At 64.7% G+C, this 18,256-nt stretch carries 4 protein-coding genes and 1 tRNA gene (1 of these 5 cut by a window edge); 2 read left to right on the forward strand and 3 right to left on the reverse strand.

Annotated features, from left to right (window positions below):
• Nucleotides 1-15,588: the 3' end of a non-ribosomal peptide synthase/polyketide synthase gene (locus HBF25_RS09970; protein ID WP_166947892.1), read on the forward strand. Its footprint begins 16,107 nt before the window's first position; only the last 15,588 of its 31,695 coding nucleotides appear in the window; its start codon lies beyond the left edge, outside the window; its stop codon occupies nucleotides 15,586-15,588.
• A gap of 94 nt (nucleotides 15,589-15,682) precedes the next feature.
• On the opposite strand, the gene HBF25_RS09975 is transcribed toward HBF25_RS09970, so the two are convergent.
• The gene (locus HBF25_RS09975) at nucleotides 15,683-16,327 is read right to left on the reverse strand and encodes a LysE family translocator (protein ID WP_166947894.1); all 645 of its coding nucleotides are present in this window, start codon (nucleotides 16,325-16,327) and stop codon (nucleotides 15,683-15,685) included.
• A 334-nt stretch (nucleotides 16,328-16,661) separates the two neighbouring features.
• On the opposite strand from HBF25_RS09975, the gene HBF25_RS09980 reads away from it, so the two are divergent.
• Complete coding sequence (locus HBF25_RS09980; protein ID WP_166947896.1) at nucleotides 16,662-17,126, forward strand: nuclear transport factor 2 family protein; 465 nt, start codon at nucleotides 16,662-16,664, stop codon at nucleotides 17,124-17,126.
• A gap of 136 nt (nucleotides 17,127-17,262) precedes the next feature.
• Here the strand turns inward: HBF25_RS09980 and HBF25_RS09985 are convergent, their stop codons facing one another.
• Nucleotides 17,263-17,991, reverse strand: a complete 729-nt coding sequence (locus HBF25_RS09985) for a BPL-N domain-containing protein (protein ID WP_166947898.1) — start codon at nucleotides 17,989-17,991, stop codon at nucleotides 17,263-17,265.
• Nucleotides 17,992-18,173: 182 nt separating this feature from the next.
• Nucleotides 18,174-18,249, reverse strand: a tRNA-Phe gene (locus HBF25_RS09990).
• Between the last annotated feature and the right edge of the window lie 7 nt (nucleotides 18,250-18,256).

Below are 18,256 nucleotides of genomic sequence, written 5' to 3' on the forward strand. Positions count from 1 at the left end.
GATCGCCTGCTGCATTTCCTGGCCCAGGTCAGTCTCGATCTGAACGCACGGGTGGCGGATATCCCCCTGCTGCTCGACGAAGAGCGGACACTGGTGCTGGATACGTGGAATGCGACGGAGCAGGTCTTCGCAGAAGATGCCTGCATCCAGCAGCTGGTCGAAGCACAGGCACGACAGCATCCTGATCTGCCGGCCCTCGTCGGGGCCGACGAAATCGTGAGCTACACGGAACTCAACCTCAGGGCGAACCGTCTCGCGCACCACCTCGTGGAACTCGGCGTGGCGCCGGATACCCGCGTGGCACTGTGCGCGGAGCGCAGCGTGAACCTGGTGGTGGGCCTGCTGGCGGTCCTGAAGGCCGGTGGTGCCTATGTGCCGCTGGACCCGGCATACGCCAGCGAGCGTCTGAGCCACGTGCTGGGCGATGCCCAGCCGGTGCTGCTGCTGGCCGATGCGGCCGGTCGCGAGGCCCTGGGCGAGGTCGCCTGCCTCGCGCTGGATGCTCCGCAGGCATGGTCTACCCAGCCCTCGACGAACCCCCAGGTGGAAGGACTCACCTCACGCCACCTGGCCTACCTGATCTACACCTCCGGTTCGACCGGCACGCCCAAGGGCGTGATGGTCGAACATCGCTCCTTTGCCAACCTGATCGCCTGGCATGCCCGGACCTTCGAGCTGGCGCCCGGCCAGCGCACGACGGCCACGGCAGGCATGGCCTTCGATGCGAGCGCGTGGGAAATCTGGCCGGCCCTGGCCAGCGGCGTGACCTTGCAACTGCCGCCCCCGGCGGCGAACCGCGACCATGCCTTGCTGTTGCCATGGTGGCGCGCGCAGGCATCGGACAGTGCTTTCCTGGTGACGCCGCTGGCCCAGCTGGCAATGGAGGATCCGTTGCCGACCGGCCTGCGTCACCTACTGGTCGGTGGTGATCGCCTGAACGCGCTGTCGGCCTCGCTGCCTGCGACGCTGACGGTCACCAACAACTACGGCCCTACGGAAACGACGGTGGTGGCGACCTCGGGCGCGGTCAACCCGGGTGATACCAACCCGTCCATCGGTCGTCCGATCGCGAACACGCGCTTGTACGTGCTCGATGCGCAGCAGCAACCGGTGCCGCTGGGGGCGGTGGGCGAGCTGTATGTGGGTGGCGTCGGCGTGGCCCGGGGTTACTGGAACCGCCCGGAGCTGACGGCCGAGCGCTTCCTTGCCGATCCGTTCAGCGCAACGGCGGAGGCACGGATGTATCGCACGGGCGATCTGGTGCGCTACCTGCCGGACGGCCAGCTGGTCTACCTGGGTCGTAACGACGAACAGGTAAAGATCCGTGGCTACCGCATCGAGCCGGGCGAGATCGAAGCCCGTCTGCGAGAGCGCGAGGACGTGCGAGATGTCGCGGTGGTGGCACGTGCCCTCGGCACGGGCGAGAAGCGCCTGGTGGCTTATGTGGTGCTGCACGAGGGCATTGATGCGGACGCGGTGATCCCGACCTTGCGCACGCAGCTGAGCCAGCAGCTACCCGACTACATGGTGCCGTCGGCCTTCGTGGCGCTGGAGGTGCTGCCGCTCACCCCGAATGGCAAGCTGGATCGCAAGGCGCTGCCGCTGCCGGATGACTCGGCGTTTGCACGGGAAGCGTACGAAGCACCGCAGGGCCAGATCGAAGAGACCCTGGCTGCGATCTGGCAGGACCTGCTGGGCCTGGAGAAGATCGGTCGCCACGATAACTTCTTCACCCTCGGCGGGCATTCGCTGCTCGCCGTGCAGCACATGGAGCGCCTGCGCCGTGAAGGACTCTCGGTGGAAGTGCGCGCACTGTTCTCCACCCCCACCTTGAGCGAACTGGCCGCCTCGCTGGGTGAGCATCGCGAAGTGGTGGTGCCCGAGAACCGCATTCCGTCCGATGCGCTGGCCATCACGCCGGCGATGCTGCCGTTGATCGAGCTGACCCAGGCGGATATCGATCGCATCGTCGCCCGCGTACCGGGTGGCGTGGCGAACGTGCAGGACATCTACGCCTTGTCGCCGTTGCAGGATGGCATCCTGTTCCACCACCTGCTGGCGGAAGAGGGTGATCCGTACCTGTTGATCGCCCAGCTGGTCTTCCCGGATCGCGCCCTGCTCGATCGCTTCCTGGCCGCCGTGCAGCACGTGGTAGACCGGCATGACATCCTGCGTACCGGTTTCGTCTGGGATCAGCTGTCGCGCCCGGCCCAGGTGGTCTGGCGCAAGGCGGATGTTGCGGTCACCACGTGGGACATCGATCCGGGGAAGGGGCCCATCGCGGAACAATTGCGTGCCGGCGTGGACCCGCGCCATCACCGCATCGATCTCGGGGAAGCATCCCTGCTTCGCTATGACATCGCGCAAGACCCGCAGGATGGACGCTGGCATGCCGTGCAGCGCCTGCATCATCTGGTGGGCGATCACTCCGGCCTGGAAATCCTCTACGGTGAAGTGCGTGCCCTGCTGCTCGGTCACGGTGCAAACCTTGGGCCTGCGCAGCCGTTCCGTCATCTGGTGGCCCAGGCAAGACTTGGCATGGGGGAGGCCGCTCACGAGGCTTATTTCCGTGGACAACTAGGCGACATCGACACGCCCAGCCTGCCGTTCGGCCTGGCCGAGGTGCATCGCGACGGGCAGCAGGTGGGCGAGGCGCATGCGCTTCTGCCTGCCGGCCTGAATACCCGTCTTCGTGAACAGGCCCGACGCCACGGCGTGAGCCTGGCAAGCCTGTGCCATCTGGCCTGGGGCCAGGTGGTGGCGCGGACCAGCGGGCAGGATGCGGCCGTGTTCGGCACGGTGTTGTTCGGTCGCATGCACGGTGGCGAAGGTGCCGACCGGGCGATGGGCCTGTTCATCAACACCTTGCCCATTCGCCTGGACCTGGACGGCACGCCTGTGCTGAAGAGCGTGAAGCTTACGCACCGCAAGCTGGCCGACCTGTTGCAGCACGAGCACGCCTCGCTTGCACTGGCCCAGCGTTGCAGTGGCGTGCAGGCCCCCGCGCCGTTGTTCAGCGCACTGCTCAACTATCGCCACAACCGCCCCATCGAAGGCGATGTCGTCGACAGCGACGAACTCGGCATCGAGGTGATCGGTGGCGAAGAGCGCACGAATTATCCGCTGACGCTTTCGGTGGAAGATCATGGCGATGCCCTGGGTCTCACGGCACAGGTCGTGTTTCCCTTGCGGCCCGAGGCCATCTGCGGATACATGCAGGTTGCACTGGAAAGCCTGGCAACGGCACTGGAAACCACGCCGGATGCCCCGGTCGGCGAACTGCCGGTCCTGCCGGCCGACGAACGGCATCTATTGCTGGACACCTGGAATGCAACCGCGCGCGCCTATCCGCAAGATACCTGCATTCACCAGTTGTTCGAGGATCAGGTATCGCGCACGCCCGATGCAGTCGCTGTCATCGCTGGGGGGGAGCGGCTGAGCTATGCCGAACTCAATGCGCGTGCCAACCGGCTTGCCCATGAGCTGCTCGAAAGAGGGGTGAATCCGGGTGATCGCGTGGCACTGTGCGCAGAGCGCAGTGTCGGCATGGTGCTGGGCCTGCTGGCGATCATGAAGGCTGGCGGCGCCTATGTGCCGCTGGACCCCGCGTATGCGGGCGACCGCCTCGGCCAGATGCTGCGCGATGCCGAACCGGCGCTGTTGCTATGGGACAGGGCAGGACGCGGCGTTCTGGGCGAGGCACCGCAGGCGCTGCCGCAGGTCGCGCTCGATGACGAGGCTTCGTGGTTGCAGCGGCCCGTGACGGACCCGGTGGTGCTGGGTCTCACCTCGCGGAACCTGGCCTACATGATCTACACCTCGGGTTCGACCGGCACGCCCAAGGGCGTGATGATCGAACACCGTGGCGCGGTGAATTATCTGCACTGGGCGATCGAAGCCTATGCGCCCGGCCGGGCCACCGTCTCGTCTTCGCTCGCTTTCGATGCAACCGTCACCAGCCTGATCGTGCCGCTGGTCAGCGGCGGCGAGGTGCTGTTGCTGGGTTCGGGACAGGAAATCGACGAACTGGAAGCCCAGGTGCAGGTGCAGGGCGGGCTGGTCAAGATCACGCCGAGCCACCTCGACCTGCTGGGCAAGGGCCTGCGCACGCGTGGCGTGCCCAGCCATATCGACCTGCTGGTGATCGGCGGCGAAGCCCTGCCTCCGGCCGTGGTGTCGGACTGGAAGCGCCTGCAACCGGGTATCCGCATGGTCAATGAATACGGCCCCACGGAAACGGTCGTCGGTTGCGCGATCTATGAGGCCACTGGTGAAGAAACGACGGTGGTACCGATCGGGCGGCCGATTGCCAATACACGTCTTTACCTGCTCGATGCCTATCGGCAACCCGTGCCGCTGGGTGCGGTGGGCGAGCTGTATATCGGTGGCGATGGCGTGGCGCGCGGCTACTGGAACCGTCCGGAACTGACGACGGAACGTTTCCTGGCCGATCCGTTCAGCGACGTGTCGGGCGCGAGGATGTACCGCACGGGCGATCTGGCGCGCTATCTGCCGGATGGCAATCTCGTTTACCTGGGGCGCAACGACGAACAGGTAAAAATACGCGGCTTCCGTATCGAACCGGGCGAAATCGAGGCATGCCTGCTGGACGAGTCCAGCGTGCGCGACGTTGCCGTAGTCGCCCTGGGTGACCGTAGCGGCAGCAAGCGGCTGGTGGCGTATGTCGTTCCGCATGAGAGTGCAGATCGCCGCGGCATGGCCGCTTCCCTGCGCACGCATGCGGTTCACGCGCTGCCCGATTACATGGTGCCGTCAGCCTTCGTGCTCATCGATGCGTTGCCGCTCACGCCAAACGGCAAGCTGGATCGCAAGGCGTTGCCTGCGCCGGACGATGATGCCTTCATCCGCGAGCGTTACGAAGCGTCCGAAGGCGAGATCGAGGCAACCCTCGCACGTATATGGCAGGAACTGCTCGGCGTGGAGAAGGTGGGCCGCAACGACAATTTCTTCGCCCTGGGCGGTCACTCGCTGCTTGCCGTACAGCACATGGAGTGGCTGCGTCGCGAAGGCCTTTCGCTGGAAGTGCGTGCACTGTTCGCCGCGCCGAGCCTTCGCGAACTGGCAGCGATGCTCGGCGATAACCACGAAGTGGCCGTGCCTGCCAACCTGATCGACACGGAGACCCGGAAAATCACGCCGGCCATGCTCCCGCTGATCGGGCTGTCGCAGACGGACATCGACCGGATCGTGGAGCAGGTGCCCGGTGGGCTGGCGAACATCCAGGACATCTACGGCCTGTCGCCATTGCAGGACGGCATCCTGTTCCATCATCTGCTGGCGGAGCAGGGCGATCCGTATCTGCAACGCGTGCTGTTGTCCTTCGGGGAGCGCGAGGCGTTGAATCGTTTCCTCGCCGCCGTGCAGCAGGTGGTGGATCGTCACGACATCCTGCGCACGGCCTTCGTATGGGATCGCCTGGCCGAGCCCGCACAGGTGGTGTTGCGCAAGGCCACCCTCCAGGTGACGGAGCGGGCTTTCGATCCGGCGTCGGGCTCCGTGGCTGCGCAGCTGATGGCCAGCGTTGACCCGACGCATCATCGCGTCGATCTTTCCCGCGCGCCGTTGCTGCGTTACGACATTGCCCACGATGCCGGTGACGACCGCTGGTACGTGGTGCAACGCATGCACCATCTCATCGTGGACCACTCGGGTCTGGAGGTCCTGCTGGGCGAGGTGAAGGCGATCCTTGCCGGTCATGCGGACCAGCTCGGCACAGCCCAGCCTTTCCGCAATCTCATTGCCCAGGCCCGCCTGGGCCTGAGCGAGGACGACCACGAAATCTACTTCCGCGAACAACTGGGTGACATCGATACGCCAAGCCTGCCGTTCGGCATGGCCGAGGTGCATAACGAAGGCCAGCAGACGGCAGAGTGGCACGAAGGCCTGCCGGCATCGCTCAACGACCGCCTGCGTGCGCAGGCCCGTCGTCATGGTGTAAGCCTGGCGAGCCTGTGCCATCTGGCCTGGGGACAGGTGGTAGCGCGCACCAGCGGGCAGGAAACCGCGGTGTTCGGCACGGTGCTGTTCGGCCGCATGCACGGTGGCGAAGGTGCCGACCGGACCATGGGCCTGTTCATCAATACCCTGCCCATCCGCCTGGACGTGGACACGACGTCCGTAGCGGACAGCGTGAAGCAGGCGCATCGCAAGCTGGCCGACCTGCTCTTGCACGAGCATGCACCGTTGGCGCTTGCCCAGCGTTGCAGTGGCGTGGAGGCGCCATCGCCCCTGTTCAGCGCGTTGCTCAACTATCGGCACAATCGTGAACTGGTGGCAGAGCCTGCGGTGGACGATGGCCTGGATATCAGACTGGTTTCGGCGGAGGAACGCACCAACTACCCGCTGGTGCTCTCGGTCGAAGACCATGGCGATGCACTGGGCCTCACCGTGCAGGCGGTTCATCCCCTGAAGCCAGCGGCCATTGCTGCCTATATGCATAGGGCGCTCGAAAGCCTTGCCGACGCACTGGAACACAACCCTGGCAGGCCGGCCAGGGAACTGTCGATCCTTCCGGCCGACGAACGCCATCTGCTTCTGAAAACATGGAACGCGACGGAAAGCGCGTTCGCGCAGGACACCTGCATCCATCAACTGGTCGAAGCACGGGCCTTGCATTCGCCCGATGTGCTCGCGCTGGTGGCCGCCGAAGAATGGGTGAGCTACGCAGAACTCAATGCCAAGGCAAACCGGCTTGCACACCGGCTGATCAGGCTGGGCGTGGCGCCGGACACCCGCGTGGCACTGTGCGCGGAGCGCAGCGTGAACCTGGTGGTGGGCCTGCTGGCGGTCCTGAAGGCCGGTGGTGCCTATGTACCGCTGGACCCGGCATACGCCAGCGAGCGTCTGAGCCACGTGCTGGGCGATGCCCAGCCGGTGCTGCTGCTGGCCGATGCGGCCGGTCGCGAGGCCCTGGGCGAGGTCGCCTGCCTCGCGCTGGATGCGCCGCAGGCATGGTCCACCCAGCCCTCGACGAACCCCCAGGTGGAAGGACTCACCTCACGCCACCTGGCCTACCTGATCTACACATCCGGTTCGACCGGCACGCCCAAGGGCGTGATGGTCGAACATCGCTCCTTCGCCAACCTGATCGCCTGGCATGCCCGGACCTTCGAGCTGGCGCCCGGCCAGCGCACGACGGCCACGGCAGGCATGGCCTTCGATGCGAGCGCGTGGGAAATCTGGCCGGCCCTGGCCAGCGGCGTAACCTTGCAACTGCCGCCTCCGGCGGCGAACCGCGACCACGCCTTGCTGCTGCCATGGTGGCGCGCGCAGGCATCGGACAGTGCCTTCCTGGTGACGCCGCTGGCCCAGCTGGCGATGGAGGAATCGTTGCCGACCGGCCTGCGTCACCTGCTGGTCGGTGGTGATCGCCTGAATGCGCTGCCGGCGTCGCTGCCTGCGACGCTGACGGTCACCAACAACTACGGCCCCACGGAAACGACAGTGGTGGCGACCTCGGGCGCGGTCAACCCGGGCGATACCAACCCGTCCATCGGTCGTCCGATCGCGAACACGCGCTTGTACGTGCTCGATGCGCAGCAGCAACCGGTGCCGCTGGGCGCGGTGGGCGAGCTGTATGTGGGTGGCGTCGGCGTGGCCCGGGGTTACTGGAATCGCCCGGAGCTGACGGCGGAGCGCTTCCTTGCCGATCCGTTCAGCGCAACGGCGGAGGCACGGATGTATCGCACGGGCGATCTGGTGCGCTACCTGCCGGACGGCCAGCTGGTCTACCTGGGTCGTAACGACGAACAGGTAAAGATCCGCGGCTACCGCATCGAGCCGGGCGAGATCGAAGCCCGTCTGCGTGAACGCGAGGACGTGCGTGACGTGGCCGTGGTGGCACGTGCCCTCGGCACGGGCGAGAAGCGCCTGGTGGCTTATGTGGTGCTGCACGAGGGCATCGATGCGGACGCGGTGATCCCGACCTTGCGCACGCAGCTCAGCCAGCAGCTACCCGACTACATGGTGCCGTCGGCCTTCGTGGCGCTGGAGGTGCTGCCGCTCACACCGAACGGCAAGCTGGATCGCAAGGCGCTGCCGCTGCCGGATGACTCGGCGTTTGCACGGGAAGCGTACGAAGCACCGCAGGGCCAGATCGAAGAGACCCTGGCTGCCATCTGGCAGGACCTGCTGGGCCTGGAGAAGATCGGTCGCCACGATAACTTCTTCACCCTCGGCGGGCATTCGCTGCTCGCCGTTCGCCTGCTCGGTCGCCTGCCCGCACAGTTCGGTATCGAACTACCGTTGCCCGTGTTGTTCACGGCGCCGACGCTGGCACAGCTTGCCGACGCCATTGCGGGTCATCTCGGCGCCGCATCGGGTGTGCAGACGCGGATCGAAGCCATATCGCGCGATGGCGCCCTGCCACTGTCCTTCGCCCAGCAACGCCTGTGGTTCCTGTCGCAGATGGACGATATCGGTGCCTCGTACCACGTGGTGCTGGGTCTTCGTCTGCGTGGACAGGTGGACAAGATATCGTGGCGTCGCAGTCTGGACCGCATCTGGTCGCGTCACGAGGCCTTGCGCAGCCGCTTCGTGAGCGTGGACGGACAGCCTCATGTCCGCTTGCTCGATGCGGGGCAAGGCATGCCATGGCGCGAAGACGACCTTGCAGGCGATGCGGATCAGGCGGCTACGTTGCATCGTCTGTTCGTCGACGATATCGACATGCCGTTCGATCTGGCCGAAGGGCCGCTGATTCGCGCGCACTGGATCTCGCTCGGAACGAACGACCAGGCCTTCGTGCTCGTACAGCATCACATCGTGTCCGATGGCTGGTCGATGGGTGTGCTCACGGACGAACTGGCGTCGCTTTACCGCGCCTTTGCGCAAGGTGCCGACGATCCGCTGCCTGCCATGGATATCCAGTATCCGGATTACGCCGCGTGGCAGCGGAGCTGGTTGCAGGGCGAACGCCTTGCGATGCAGCGTGCCTACTGGAAACGTCAGCTGGCCGAGGCTCCCGTCTTGCTGGCCCTGCCGACCGACCATCCGCGCCCGCCACAGCAGCGTTTCGACGGCGCGAGCCTGCCGGTGAGCGTGGATGCCCGGACCAGCACGAGGCTGAAGGCTCTGGCCCATGAGCATGGCGCCACGCCATTCATGGCCGTGCTGGCGGCATGGGCAAGTGTCCTGGGCAGACTGTCGGGGCAGGACGATCTGGTGATCGGTATTCCCAGCGCCAACCGTGGCCATGCACAGGTCGAGGGCCTTATCGGCTTCTTCGTCAACAGCCTGGCACTGCGGATCGACCTGTCGGACTCGCCCAGCGTGTCGGAACTGCTGGAGCAGGTGAAGCAGGTGGCCTTGCAGGCACAGGCGCACCAGGACCTGCCGTTCGAGCAGGTGGTGGACGTGGTGCAGCCACCGCGCCACCTCGATCACACGCCGGTCTTCCAGGTGATGCTGACCTGGGAGTCGGGAGACCAGGGCCAGGACGTGCTCCCCGGTGTCACCCGCGAAAGTCTGCTGGCACCATGGAACCCGGCAAAGTACGACGTGGAACTGAACATCGGCGAGCGCGACGGTCAGCTGCAGGGCGAGCTGCGCTATGCAACGGCACTGTTCGATGCCGGCACGATGGAACGTCATCGCGAGGCCCTGCTGCGCGTGCTCGATGCGATGGCGGCCGATGCCTCGCAAACGGTCGGGCGCATCGACGTGCTCAGTGATGCCGAACGTGGTCTGCTTCTGGATGAATGGAACACCACGAGAAGTGAGTACCCGGGCGATCTCTGCATCCACCAGGTATTCGAAGCGCGGGCGGCTCATGCACCGGAGGCCGTGGCGTTGGTTTCGGGTCATGCACGGATGACGTATGCCACGTTGAATGCGTCGGCCAATCGTGTCGCCCACGAACTGATCGCCCTGGGTGTCAGGCCGGATGATCGCGTGGCGCTGTGCATGGAGCGCGGTGCCGGGATGCTCGTGGGTCTGCTGGCGATCCTCAAGGCCGGTGGTGCCTACGTGCCGCTTGATCCGGCCTATCCGGCGGATCGCTTGGGCCTGATCCTGCATGATGCCGGCCCGCGCCTGCTCGTGGCGGACGAGGACGGGCGACGTGCACTGGGTGACGAAGCGCTGGCCGGCATGACGCATCTCGATCTCGATGCGCTGTTGTCGGGCACGGACCTGAAGCCGGATCACAATCCGGTCGTCGAAGGTCTGCGCGCCGATCATCTGGCCTATGTCATCTACACCTCCGGCTCCACGGGTACGCCGAAGGGGGTGATGGTCGAGCATCGCAACTTCATCAACCATCTTCACTGGCAGGTCGGGCGCTTCGGCTTCACGTCCGACGACGTATTCCTGCTGCGCACGTCCATCGCCTTCGATGCATCGGTATGGGAACTGTGGACACCGCTGCTCGTGGGGGCGGCGGCCGTCGTGTTGCCGCGCGAGGCCATGCGCGACGTCGCGGCGATGCACCGGCATGTGGTCGAGCACGATGTGTCCATCGTGCAGCTGATTCCCTCCATGCTGCCGCTGTTCTTCCAGTGCGGGGATATCGACGGCGTGCGTCTGCTGTTCTGCGGCGGCGAACCGTTGAAACTCGATACACCCGCTCACCGCGGTCATCCGATGTGGAACAAGGTGGTCAATCTCTACGGGCCGACCGAGACCACCATCGATGCCACCTCGTGGGTCTACACCGCGAACGTGACGACGGCCATTGCACCGATCGGCCGGCCGGTGGCGAATACACGGCTCTACCTGCTGGACACCTTCGGCCAGCTGGTGCCGCGAGGTGCGGCAGGCGAGCTGTACATCGGTGGCGATGGCGTGGCTCGCGGCTACCTGAACCGGCCGGAGCTGACGGCCGAACGATTCCTTGCCGATCCGTTCCATGGTGAAGCCGGTGCACGCATGTACCGGACAGGCGACGTGGCCCGCTACCTGCCCGATGGCAATCTCGAGTTCCTGGGACGCAACGACGACCAGGTGAAGATCCGTGGCTATCGCATCGAACTGGGGGAGGTCGAGGCTCGCCTGGCCGAGCACCCGGCAGTGAGCGAGGTCGTGGTGCTTGCGCGCGAGGATGCGGGCGAGAAACGCCTGGTGGCCTACGTGGTGCCGCAGCTCGATGCGCACCGCGTGGACCTGGTGGCTACCCTGCGTACGAAGGCCAGTCGTTCGTTGCCCGACTACATGGTGCCGGCAGCCTATGTGGTGCTGGACGCATTGCCGTTGATGCCCAATGGCAAGCTGGATCGCCGCGCGTTGCCGGTGCCCGACGGCGATGCCTTTGCCCGCGAGCGTTTCGAAGCACCGCAGGGTCCGGTGGAGCAGGCGCTGGCCCGCATCTGGCAGGCACTGCTGAATGTGGAGAAGGTGGGTCGCAACGACAACTTCTTCGCCCTGGGCGGCCATTCGCTGCTGGCCGTGCAGCATATGGAGCAGCTGCGTCGTGTGGGGCTGTCCATGGAGGTGCGTGCCTTGTTCGCGGCCCCGAACCTGCGTGAGCTGGCGGCGATGCTGGGCGGCCATCACGAGGTGGCGGTGCCTGACAACCTCATCGTCGAGGGCACCCATGCCATCACGCCGCAGATGCTGCCGCTGATCGACCTCGGCCAGGCGGACATCGACCGCATCGTGGCGCAAGTGCCGGGAGGTGTTGCCAACATCCAGGACATCTACGGCCTGTCGCCATTGCAGGACGGCATCCTGTTTCATCATCAGCTGGCCGGGCAGGGCGATCCGTACCTGCAACGGGTCCTGCTGTCGTTTGGTGACCGGAGCGGGCTGGATCGCTTCCTGGCTGCCGTGCAACAGGTCGTGGACCGCCACGACATCCTGCGCACGGCCTTTGCCTGGGACCGCCTCCCCGAACCGGCCCAGGTGGTGTGGCGCAAGGCGACGCTGCCGGTGGCGCAGAGGACGTTCGATACCTCGGTCGCACCGGTGATGGATCAGCTGATGGCGGCGGTGGACCCCGCCCGTCATCGCATGGACCTGACACGGGCGCCGTTGCTGCGTTACGACATCGCCCACGACGTGGAAGAAGGTCGCTGGCTCGTGGCGCAGAGCATGCATCACCTGATCATGGATCACTCCGGCCTGGAGGTGTTGTTCGGCGAGATCAGGACAATCCTTGCCGGCAAGGCCGGAACGCTGGCTGTCGCGCAGCCGTTCCGTGGTCTCGTGGCGCAGGCAAGACTGGGCCTGGGTGAGGCGGCGCACGAAGCGTATTTCCGTGAACAGCTGGGCGATATCGATATGCCCAGCCTGTCGTTCGGACTGGATGGCACGGTGCCGCCGGGCCAGCCGGTGGAGGAATGGCACGAGGCGCTGTCGCCTGCGTTGAACACCCGCCTGCGCGAGCAGGCGCGCCGTCATGGCGTGAGCCTCGCCAGCCTTTGCCATCTGGCCTGGGGCCAGGTGGTGGCGCGCACGAGCGGACAGGACACCGCGGTGTTCGGTACTGTGTTGTTCGGCCGCATGCACGGTGGCACGGGTGCCGACCGCGCCATGGGCCTGTTCATCAATACGCTGCCCATCCGCTTCGACCTGGACGACACGCCTGTGCTGGACAGCGTAAAGCTTGCACATCGCAAGCTCGCCGACCTGTTGCAGCACGAACATGCCCCGCTGGCTCTCGCACAGCGTTGCAGCGGGGTGCAGTCACCGACGCCGTTGTTCAATACCTTGCTGAACTACCGGCACAACGCGTCGCTTGCAACGGAGGCCGCAGGTCAAACAGGCCCGGACATCCGGATGCTCAGTGCGGAAGAGCGGACGAACTACCCGCTGGTGCTGTCCGTGGAAGATCATGGTGATGCGCTGGGGCTCACCGCACAGGCGATATCGGCGGTGCGTCCGCAGGCGGTGTGCGGCTACATGCGCAGCGCACTCGAATCACTGGCCGAAGCGCTGGAAACGGCATCGGCGGGTCCGGTGGGTGCGCTGGCCATTCTTCCGCAGGAAGAACGTCGTCTCCTGCTCGATACCTGGAATGCCACCCGCCGCGACTATCCGGCGCAGGAGAGCACCTACGCGCTGTTCGCCAGGCATGTGGCCCGCGCACCGGACGCGCCGGCCATCATCGAAGGCGATGTCCAGCTGAGCTATGCGGAGCTGGACCAGCGTTCGAACGTGCTGGCCCATGCCTTGCGTGACCACGGTGCCGGCCCTGGTGATCGCATCGCCATCCGTGCAGGCCGTGGCATCGCCCTGGTCATCGCCGAACTGGCTGTACTCCGTCTTGGCGCAGCCTATCTTCCGATCGTCCCGGAAACGCCTGCGGATCGACAATTATGGATGATGGCCGATGGTGACGTGCGCCTGATTCTCGTCGACGAAGGGGATGTCGCTCCCGAAGGACAGGTGGTACCCAGCCTTGGCATTCGTCAGCCGTTATTCCCCGGTGAACTGTCGTCGCTGGTTGAAGGCTCCATGACGGGCGCATCGCCTGCCTATCTCATGTACACCTCGGGATCGACGGGTACGCCCAAGGGCGTGGTCGCGCCACAGCGTGGCATCAGTCGCCTGGTGCTCAACAATGGATACGCCGGGTTTGCATCCAGCGACCGGTTCGCCCTGGCGGCCAATCCCGCCTTCGATGCGAGCACGGTGGAGGTATGGGGTGCGCTGCTCAATGGTGCCTGCCTGGTGGTTGTTTCTCGCGACGTACTGCTCGATCCGGCCCGAGTGGCGAAGACGATCGAGCAGGAAGGGATCACAGTCCTGTTTGTCACCACGGCGATCTTCAACCAGTACGTGCGCGAGATACCGCGTGCGCTGGCTGGTTTGCGGGTACTCATGTGCGGCGGTGAACGTGCCGAGCCTTCGGCTTTCCGTCACCTGCTTGCACAGGCGAAGGATCTGCAACTGGTGCATTGCTATGGTCCGACCGAAACCACCACGTACGCCACGACATACACCGCGCGGCAGGTACCGGACGATGTGGACAACGTGCCGATCGGCCGGCCCATCGCCAACACCACGGCCTACCTGCTGGATGAGCGTGGCCAGCTGGTGCCACCGGGCGCAACGGGCGAACTGTTCATCGGTGGCGATGGCGTGGCCATAGGCTACTGGAATCGTCCGGAGCTGACGGCAGAGCGCTTCCTGCCTGATCCGTTCAGCGATGTGCCGGACGCGCGGATGTATCGCACAGGCGATCTCGCGCGCTTCCTGCCCGACGGCAACCTCGTCTTCCTGGGGCGCAACGATGGCCAGGTAAAGATCCGTGGGTTCCGTATCGAGCTGGGAGAGGTGCAGTCGCGCCTGCTGGAGCAGGAGGCTGTGAAGGATGCCGTGGTCGTGGCAACGCAGGATGGGGCAGGGATCAAGCGCCTGGTGGCTTATGTAGCGCTGGAACAGTCGTGGGGCCAGGAGGATGCCCTCGCGGCGCTGCGTGAGCGGCTGGCACAGGAACTGCCCGACTACATGGTGCCCTCGGCCTTCGTCCTGCTGGACGCGCTGCCGCTCACGGCGAACGGAAAGGTGGATTATCGTGCGCTACCCGTGCCGGATGACGAGGCCTACGCACGCGAGCAGTACGAAGCACCGACGGAGGGCGTGGAGAGCGTGCTGGCCGGTATCTGGCAGGGGCTGCTTGGCGTGGAACGGGTGGGGCGTCACGACGACTTCTTCGCCCTGGGCGGTCACTCACTGTCGGCCGCCCGCCTGCTCAGCCTCGTGCGCAACGAACTGCGTTGCAATCTCACCCTCGCATCGCTGTATGAGGCACCGACGCTTTCCGCCATGGCCGCACGCATCGACCTGGGCGGTGACCGCATCGAGGGCGAGGGGGCGCTGGACGTGCTCCTGCCCTTGCGCTCTACGGGCAATGGCCGTCCGCTGTTCTGCGTGCATCCGGGCGGTGGTTCGGGATGGATGTACGCCGGCCTTCTGGCACATGTACGTGATCGCCCCGTGTACGCCTTGCAGGCGCGTGCATTGAGCGAACCGGATCGGGCCGCCGGAACGATCGAAGCCATGGCGGACGATTACCTGGCGCAGATCCGCCGCGTGCAGGCGGAAGGGCCGTATTACCTGCTTGGCTGGTCGCTGGGATGCCATGTCGTGCATGCCATGGCCACGCGGCTCCAGGAGGCGGGCGAAGAGGTAGGTATCCTCGCGATGCTGGATAGCTATCCGGTGGAAGAGGCGACCGTACGCGCCGCCATTGCACAAGGGCCGTCCGAGGAATCCAACCAGGGCATGCGCGAACTCATCGTGCAGTACCTGGAGGACTTCGGCATGGCGCACCTGAGCGGCGACCTGGACGAAACCTTCTTCGAGCGTTTCATCGGACAGTACGAGCTGGCCCCGTCGTTGCTGCTTCGCTTCAGGCACAGGATGTTCGACGGCAACATGCTGTTCTTCCGCGCGACCATCAATGCGGGCAAGGTTCCACCGCCGCGTATCTGGGGCAAGTTCGTCAGCGGACGGATCGATGTACACGATATCGCCTGCGAGCATCACGAGATGATGCAACGTCCGGCGCTGAAACACATCGGGCCTGCGCTGGAGGATGCGTTGAGAGCGGCCGACGGCATATCGGTGCCGGCTCGCCCGGCGCAAAGGCTCAGCGACCTGGTGGTCGATGAGGAAGAAGAATAGGGAGAAAGGAATGACGGACGATGGAATACGCCCCATCGTCCGTCGGTGCGTCAGAAGCGCAGGTCGAGAGCGGGACCCTCAAGATCCATCAGGTTCACTGTCTGGCTGACACCGCAAGGCGAAGCCCGAGCAGGATGAAAAGTGCGCCGACGGTGCGATTGATCCAGCGCGAGATGGCCTGGCTGGGGCGGATGCGGTTGCCGGCGAAGCCGATCGTCAGCGCAAGCACGTGGCACCACAGCATGCCGACGGTGTTGAAGATCAGGCCGAGCACGAGGAACGCGACGGCGGTGTGTCCCTTGGAGGCATCGATGAACTGCGGCATGAAGGCGAGGAAGAACAGGGCGACCTTCGGGTTGAATACGTTGCTGATGAAGCCCTGCATGAAGATGCGCCTGCGGGCGACCGGCAGCGGCGCCGTGGGGGCGGCCTCGACGGCCGCGGCCTTGCCGCGTGTGGCAAGCAGCGTCTTCACGCCGATATAGACCAGATAGGCGGCACCGATGGATTTGACCACGGCGAAGGCCTCGGCCGAAGCGGCCAGCAGAGCGGCCATGCCGAACGCGGCAGCAGCGATATGGATGCAGGTGCCGGTACCGATACCCAATGCCGCCATGGAGCCCGCCCGCCAGCCGGATCGCGCCGAGTGCGTGGCAATCAGCAGGGAATCGGGGCCGGGGGCGATATTCAGCAGAAGGCCTGACAGGACGAACAGGGCGAGATCGTGGATGCCGAACATGGCTGTTCCGTGGCGGTGGAGGGCGATGCATGGTGTGCCTGGAATCGTGACCGGTCAACGGCAAGGCGGAACGGGAGGCAGATGGTGGGGGCGTCGTGGATGGTTGGCGATATATTGCGATCGCTGGTGCCAGGCGATAGCCATCCGTCGTTATCTGAGCCGGTGTTGACGCATGAATGAACTCTGTTCAATGGATTGATTTCATGGCGCTTGTTACGTGCAAGGCAACCTTATGAGTGGTCGGGATACTTATATCCACGCCGCGGACGATTTACGGGGTATCTGTCCCGGCGGCGCGTTTCTATCACCCTCTGGTACCACAGGCCCTTCACTCATGATGTTTCGCAAACTTGCTTTGGCGGCAGCCTTCTTTATGGGGTGCGTGGGCGTGTCCCACGCATCCACGGAAGAAGACGCCGCACTGAAAACGGTCAACGATTTCCTCTCCGCCATTACACGCCGCGACAAGGCAGCCATGTTGTCGGAGGCCGTTCCGCATATGGAAGTGATGAGCGCCCGTGCAAACGCCGAGGGTGGTCTGCGCCGCCTGACCATTGAACAGATTGCCGATCTCATCGTCGCGCAGCCCCCGGGCAAGATGGTGCAGACGCTTCACCATCCTGTCGTCCATGTCGACAACGATCTGGCTTCGGTTTGGTCCCCCTATACGTGGACCGACGATGGTCATTTCAGCCACTGCGCGTCTGAAGAATTCAGCCTGCTCAAGCTGAATGGCAAGTGGCTCATGGTCGGTGTGGCTGACACCGCGCGTACGGACGAGAAGACCTGCCTGAATTGATCTTCATCACGACGCCGGGAAGCGGGGATGCCTTCCGGCGTTTCACCGAAGAGACGATAGAGCGATTGCGTCTGACAGGCGATGCTCTATTCGTTGTACGTAACAGGGCGATGGCTCCGTATGTCGTTGACGTGGCTTAGTCCAGTTGCTTCAAAAGGTCCTTTACCAGATTTTCGCGAGGCATTTTCTCTACGGGGATATCGGCATCCTCGAACCAGTTGGCTCCGGCTTCAGGATGGGGTCCGCTCAGTACGACAACTCCGTTGCCCATGGTGTAACGAGCCACGGCCAGGTCGCCGTTTGCATAGGTTGCGATGCTGCGGAATCCGGGATTCGCCGTGTCGGATTCCAGCCAGGGGCCATCCTGATAGAAGATGCGTGTTTGCCGGCCAAGCCAGTGAACATCGACAGCGGCATCTTCAATGGTCTCTACGGGGAACCCGGGTCGGCCCACCTCGGAGTCCAGATCTTGCGAGACGAGATTCAGATGCGATGCATCGGCCAGGTAAGCGCCCATGCACAGGCCGAGATACCTGCCACCGTGTGTCACGTAGTCCCGCAGGGCTTTCACCCGGGCTGGCCCGAGGCTGCGGAATGCTCCGTCGATGTCCTGGCCCCCGCCAGGTTGTACGTAGATGTCGTAGCGAGCGAGGGTTGCTGCGGTGATGTCGATTTTTTCTCCGGCACCGACGAAATCGACACGGTATTCCGGCCCGCTTTTCTCGATGGCCAGCTTCGCGGCTTCCGAGCAATCGCGGCAGGACGCAGGGCCCTTGTAGACCGCGACGTGAATCAGCCGGTCTTCACGGGCCATGGCGCACGTGGAGAGGATTGCGCCGAAGATGAGGATGGCCACAGATCGCATTCGTTGCCTCGGGAGGGCAAGTCGGCAGGAAGCCTCATCATCGCTCACATCCGGGCCGTGTTGAAGCGCGACACCTCAAGGCATGGGCCATCCGCATGGGGCGGGTGTCGATCCGGCGGGCAAAAAGATGCCTTGTTCAAGGTATAAAAAAAGAGCCTGCATTTCTGCAGGCCCTTAAATAATGGTGGCTGAGGACGGAATCGAACCGCCGACACGGGGATTTTCAATCCCCTGCTCTACCAACTGAGCTACTCAGCCACGAGTG

This window comes from Luteibacter anthropi, assembly GCF_011759365.1.
In the GTDB taxonomy this organism is placed as follows: Bacteria; Pseudomonadota; Gammaproteobacteria; order Xanthomonadales; family Rhodanobacteraceae; genus Luteibacter; species Luteibacter anthropi.

Excerpts from the sequence above, each read along its gene's own strand:
- HBF25_RS09975 (WP_166947894.1), bottom strand. The coding sequence starts at position 16,327 with ATGTTCGGCATCCACGATCTCGCCCTGTTCGTCCTGTCAGGCCTTCTG.
- HBF25_RS09980 (WP_166947896.1), top strand. The coding sequence starts at position 16,662 with ATGATGTTTCGCAAACTTGCTTTGGCGGCAGCCTTCTTTATGGGGTGC.
- HBF25_RS09985 (WP_166947898.1), bottom strand. The coding sequence starts at position 17,991 with ATGCGATCTGTGGCCATCCTCATCTTCGGCGCAATCCTCTCCACGTGC.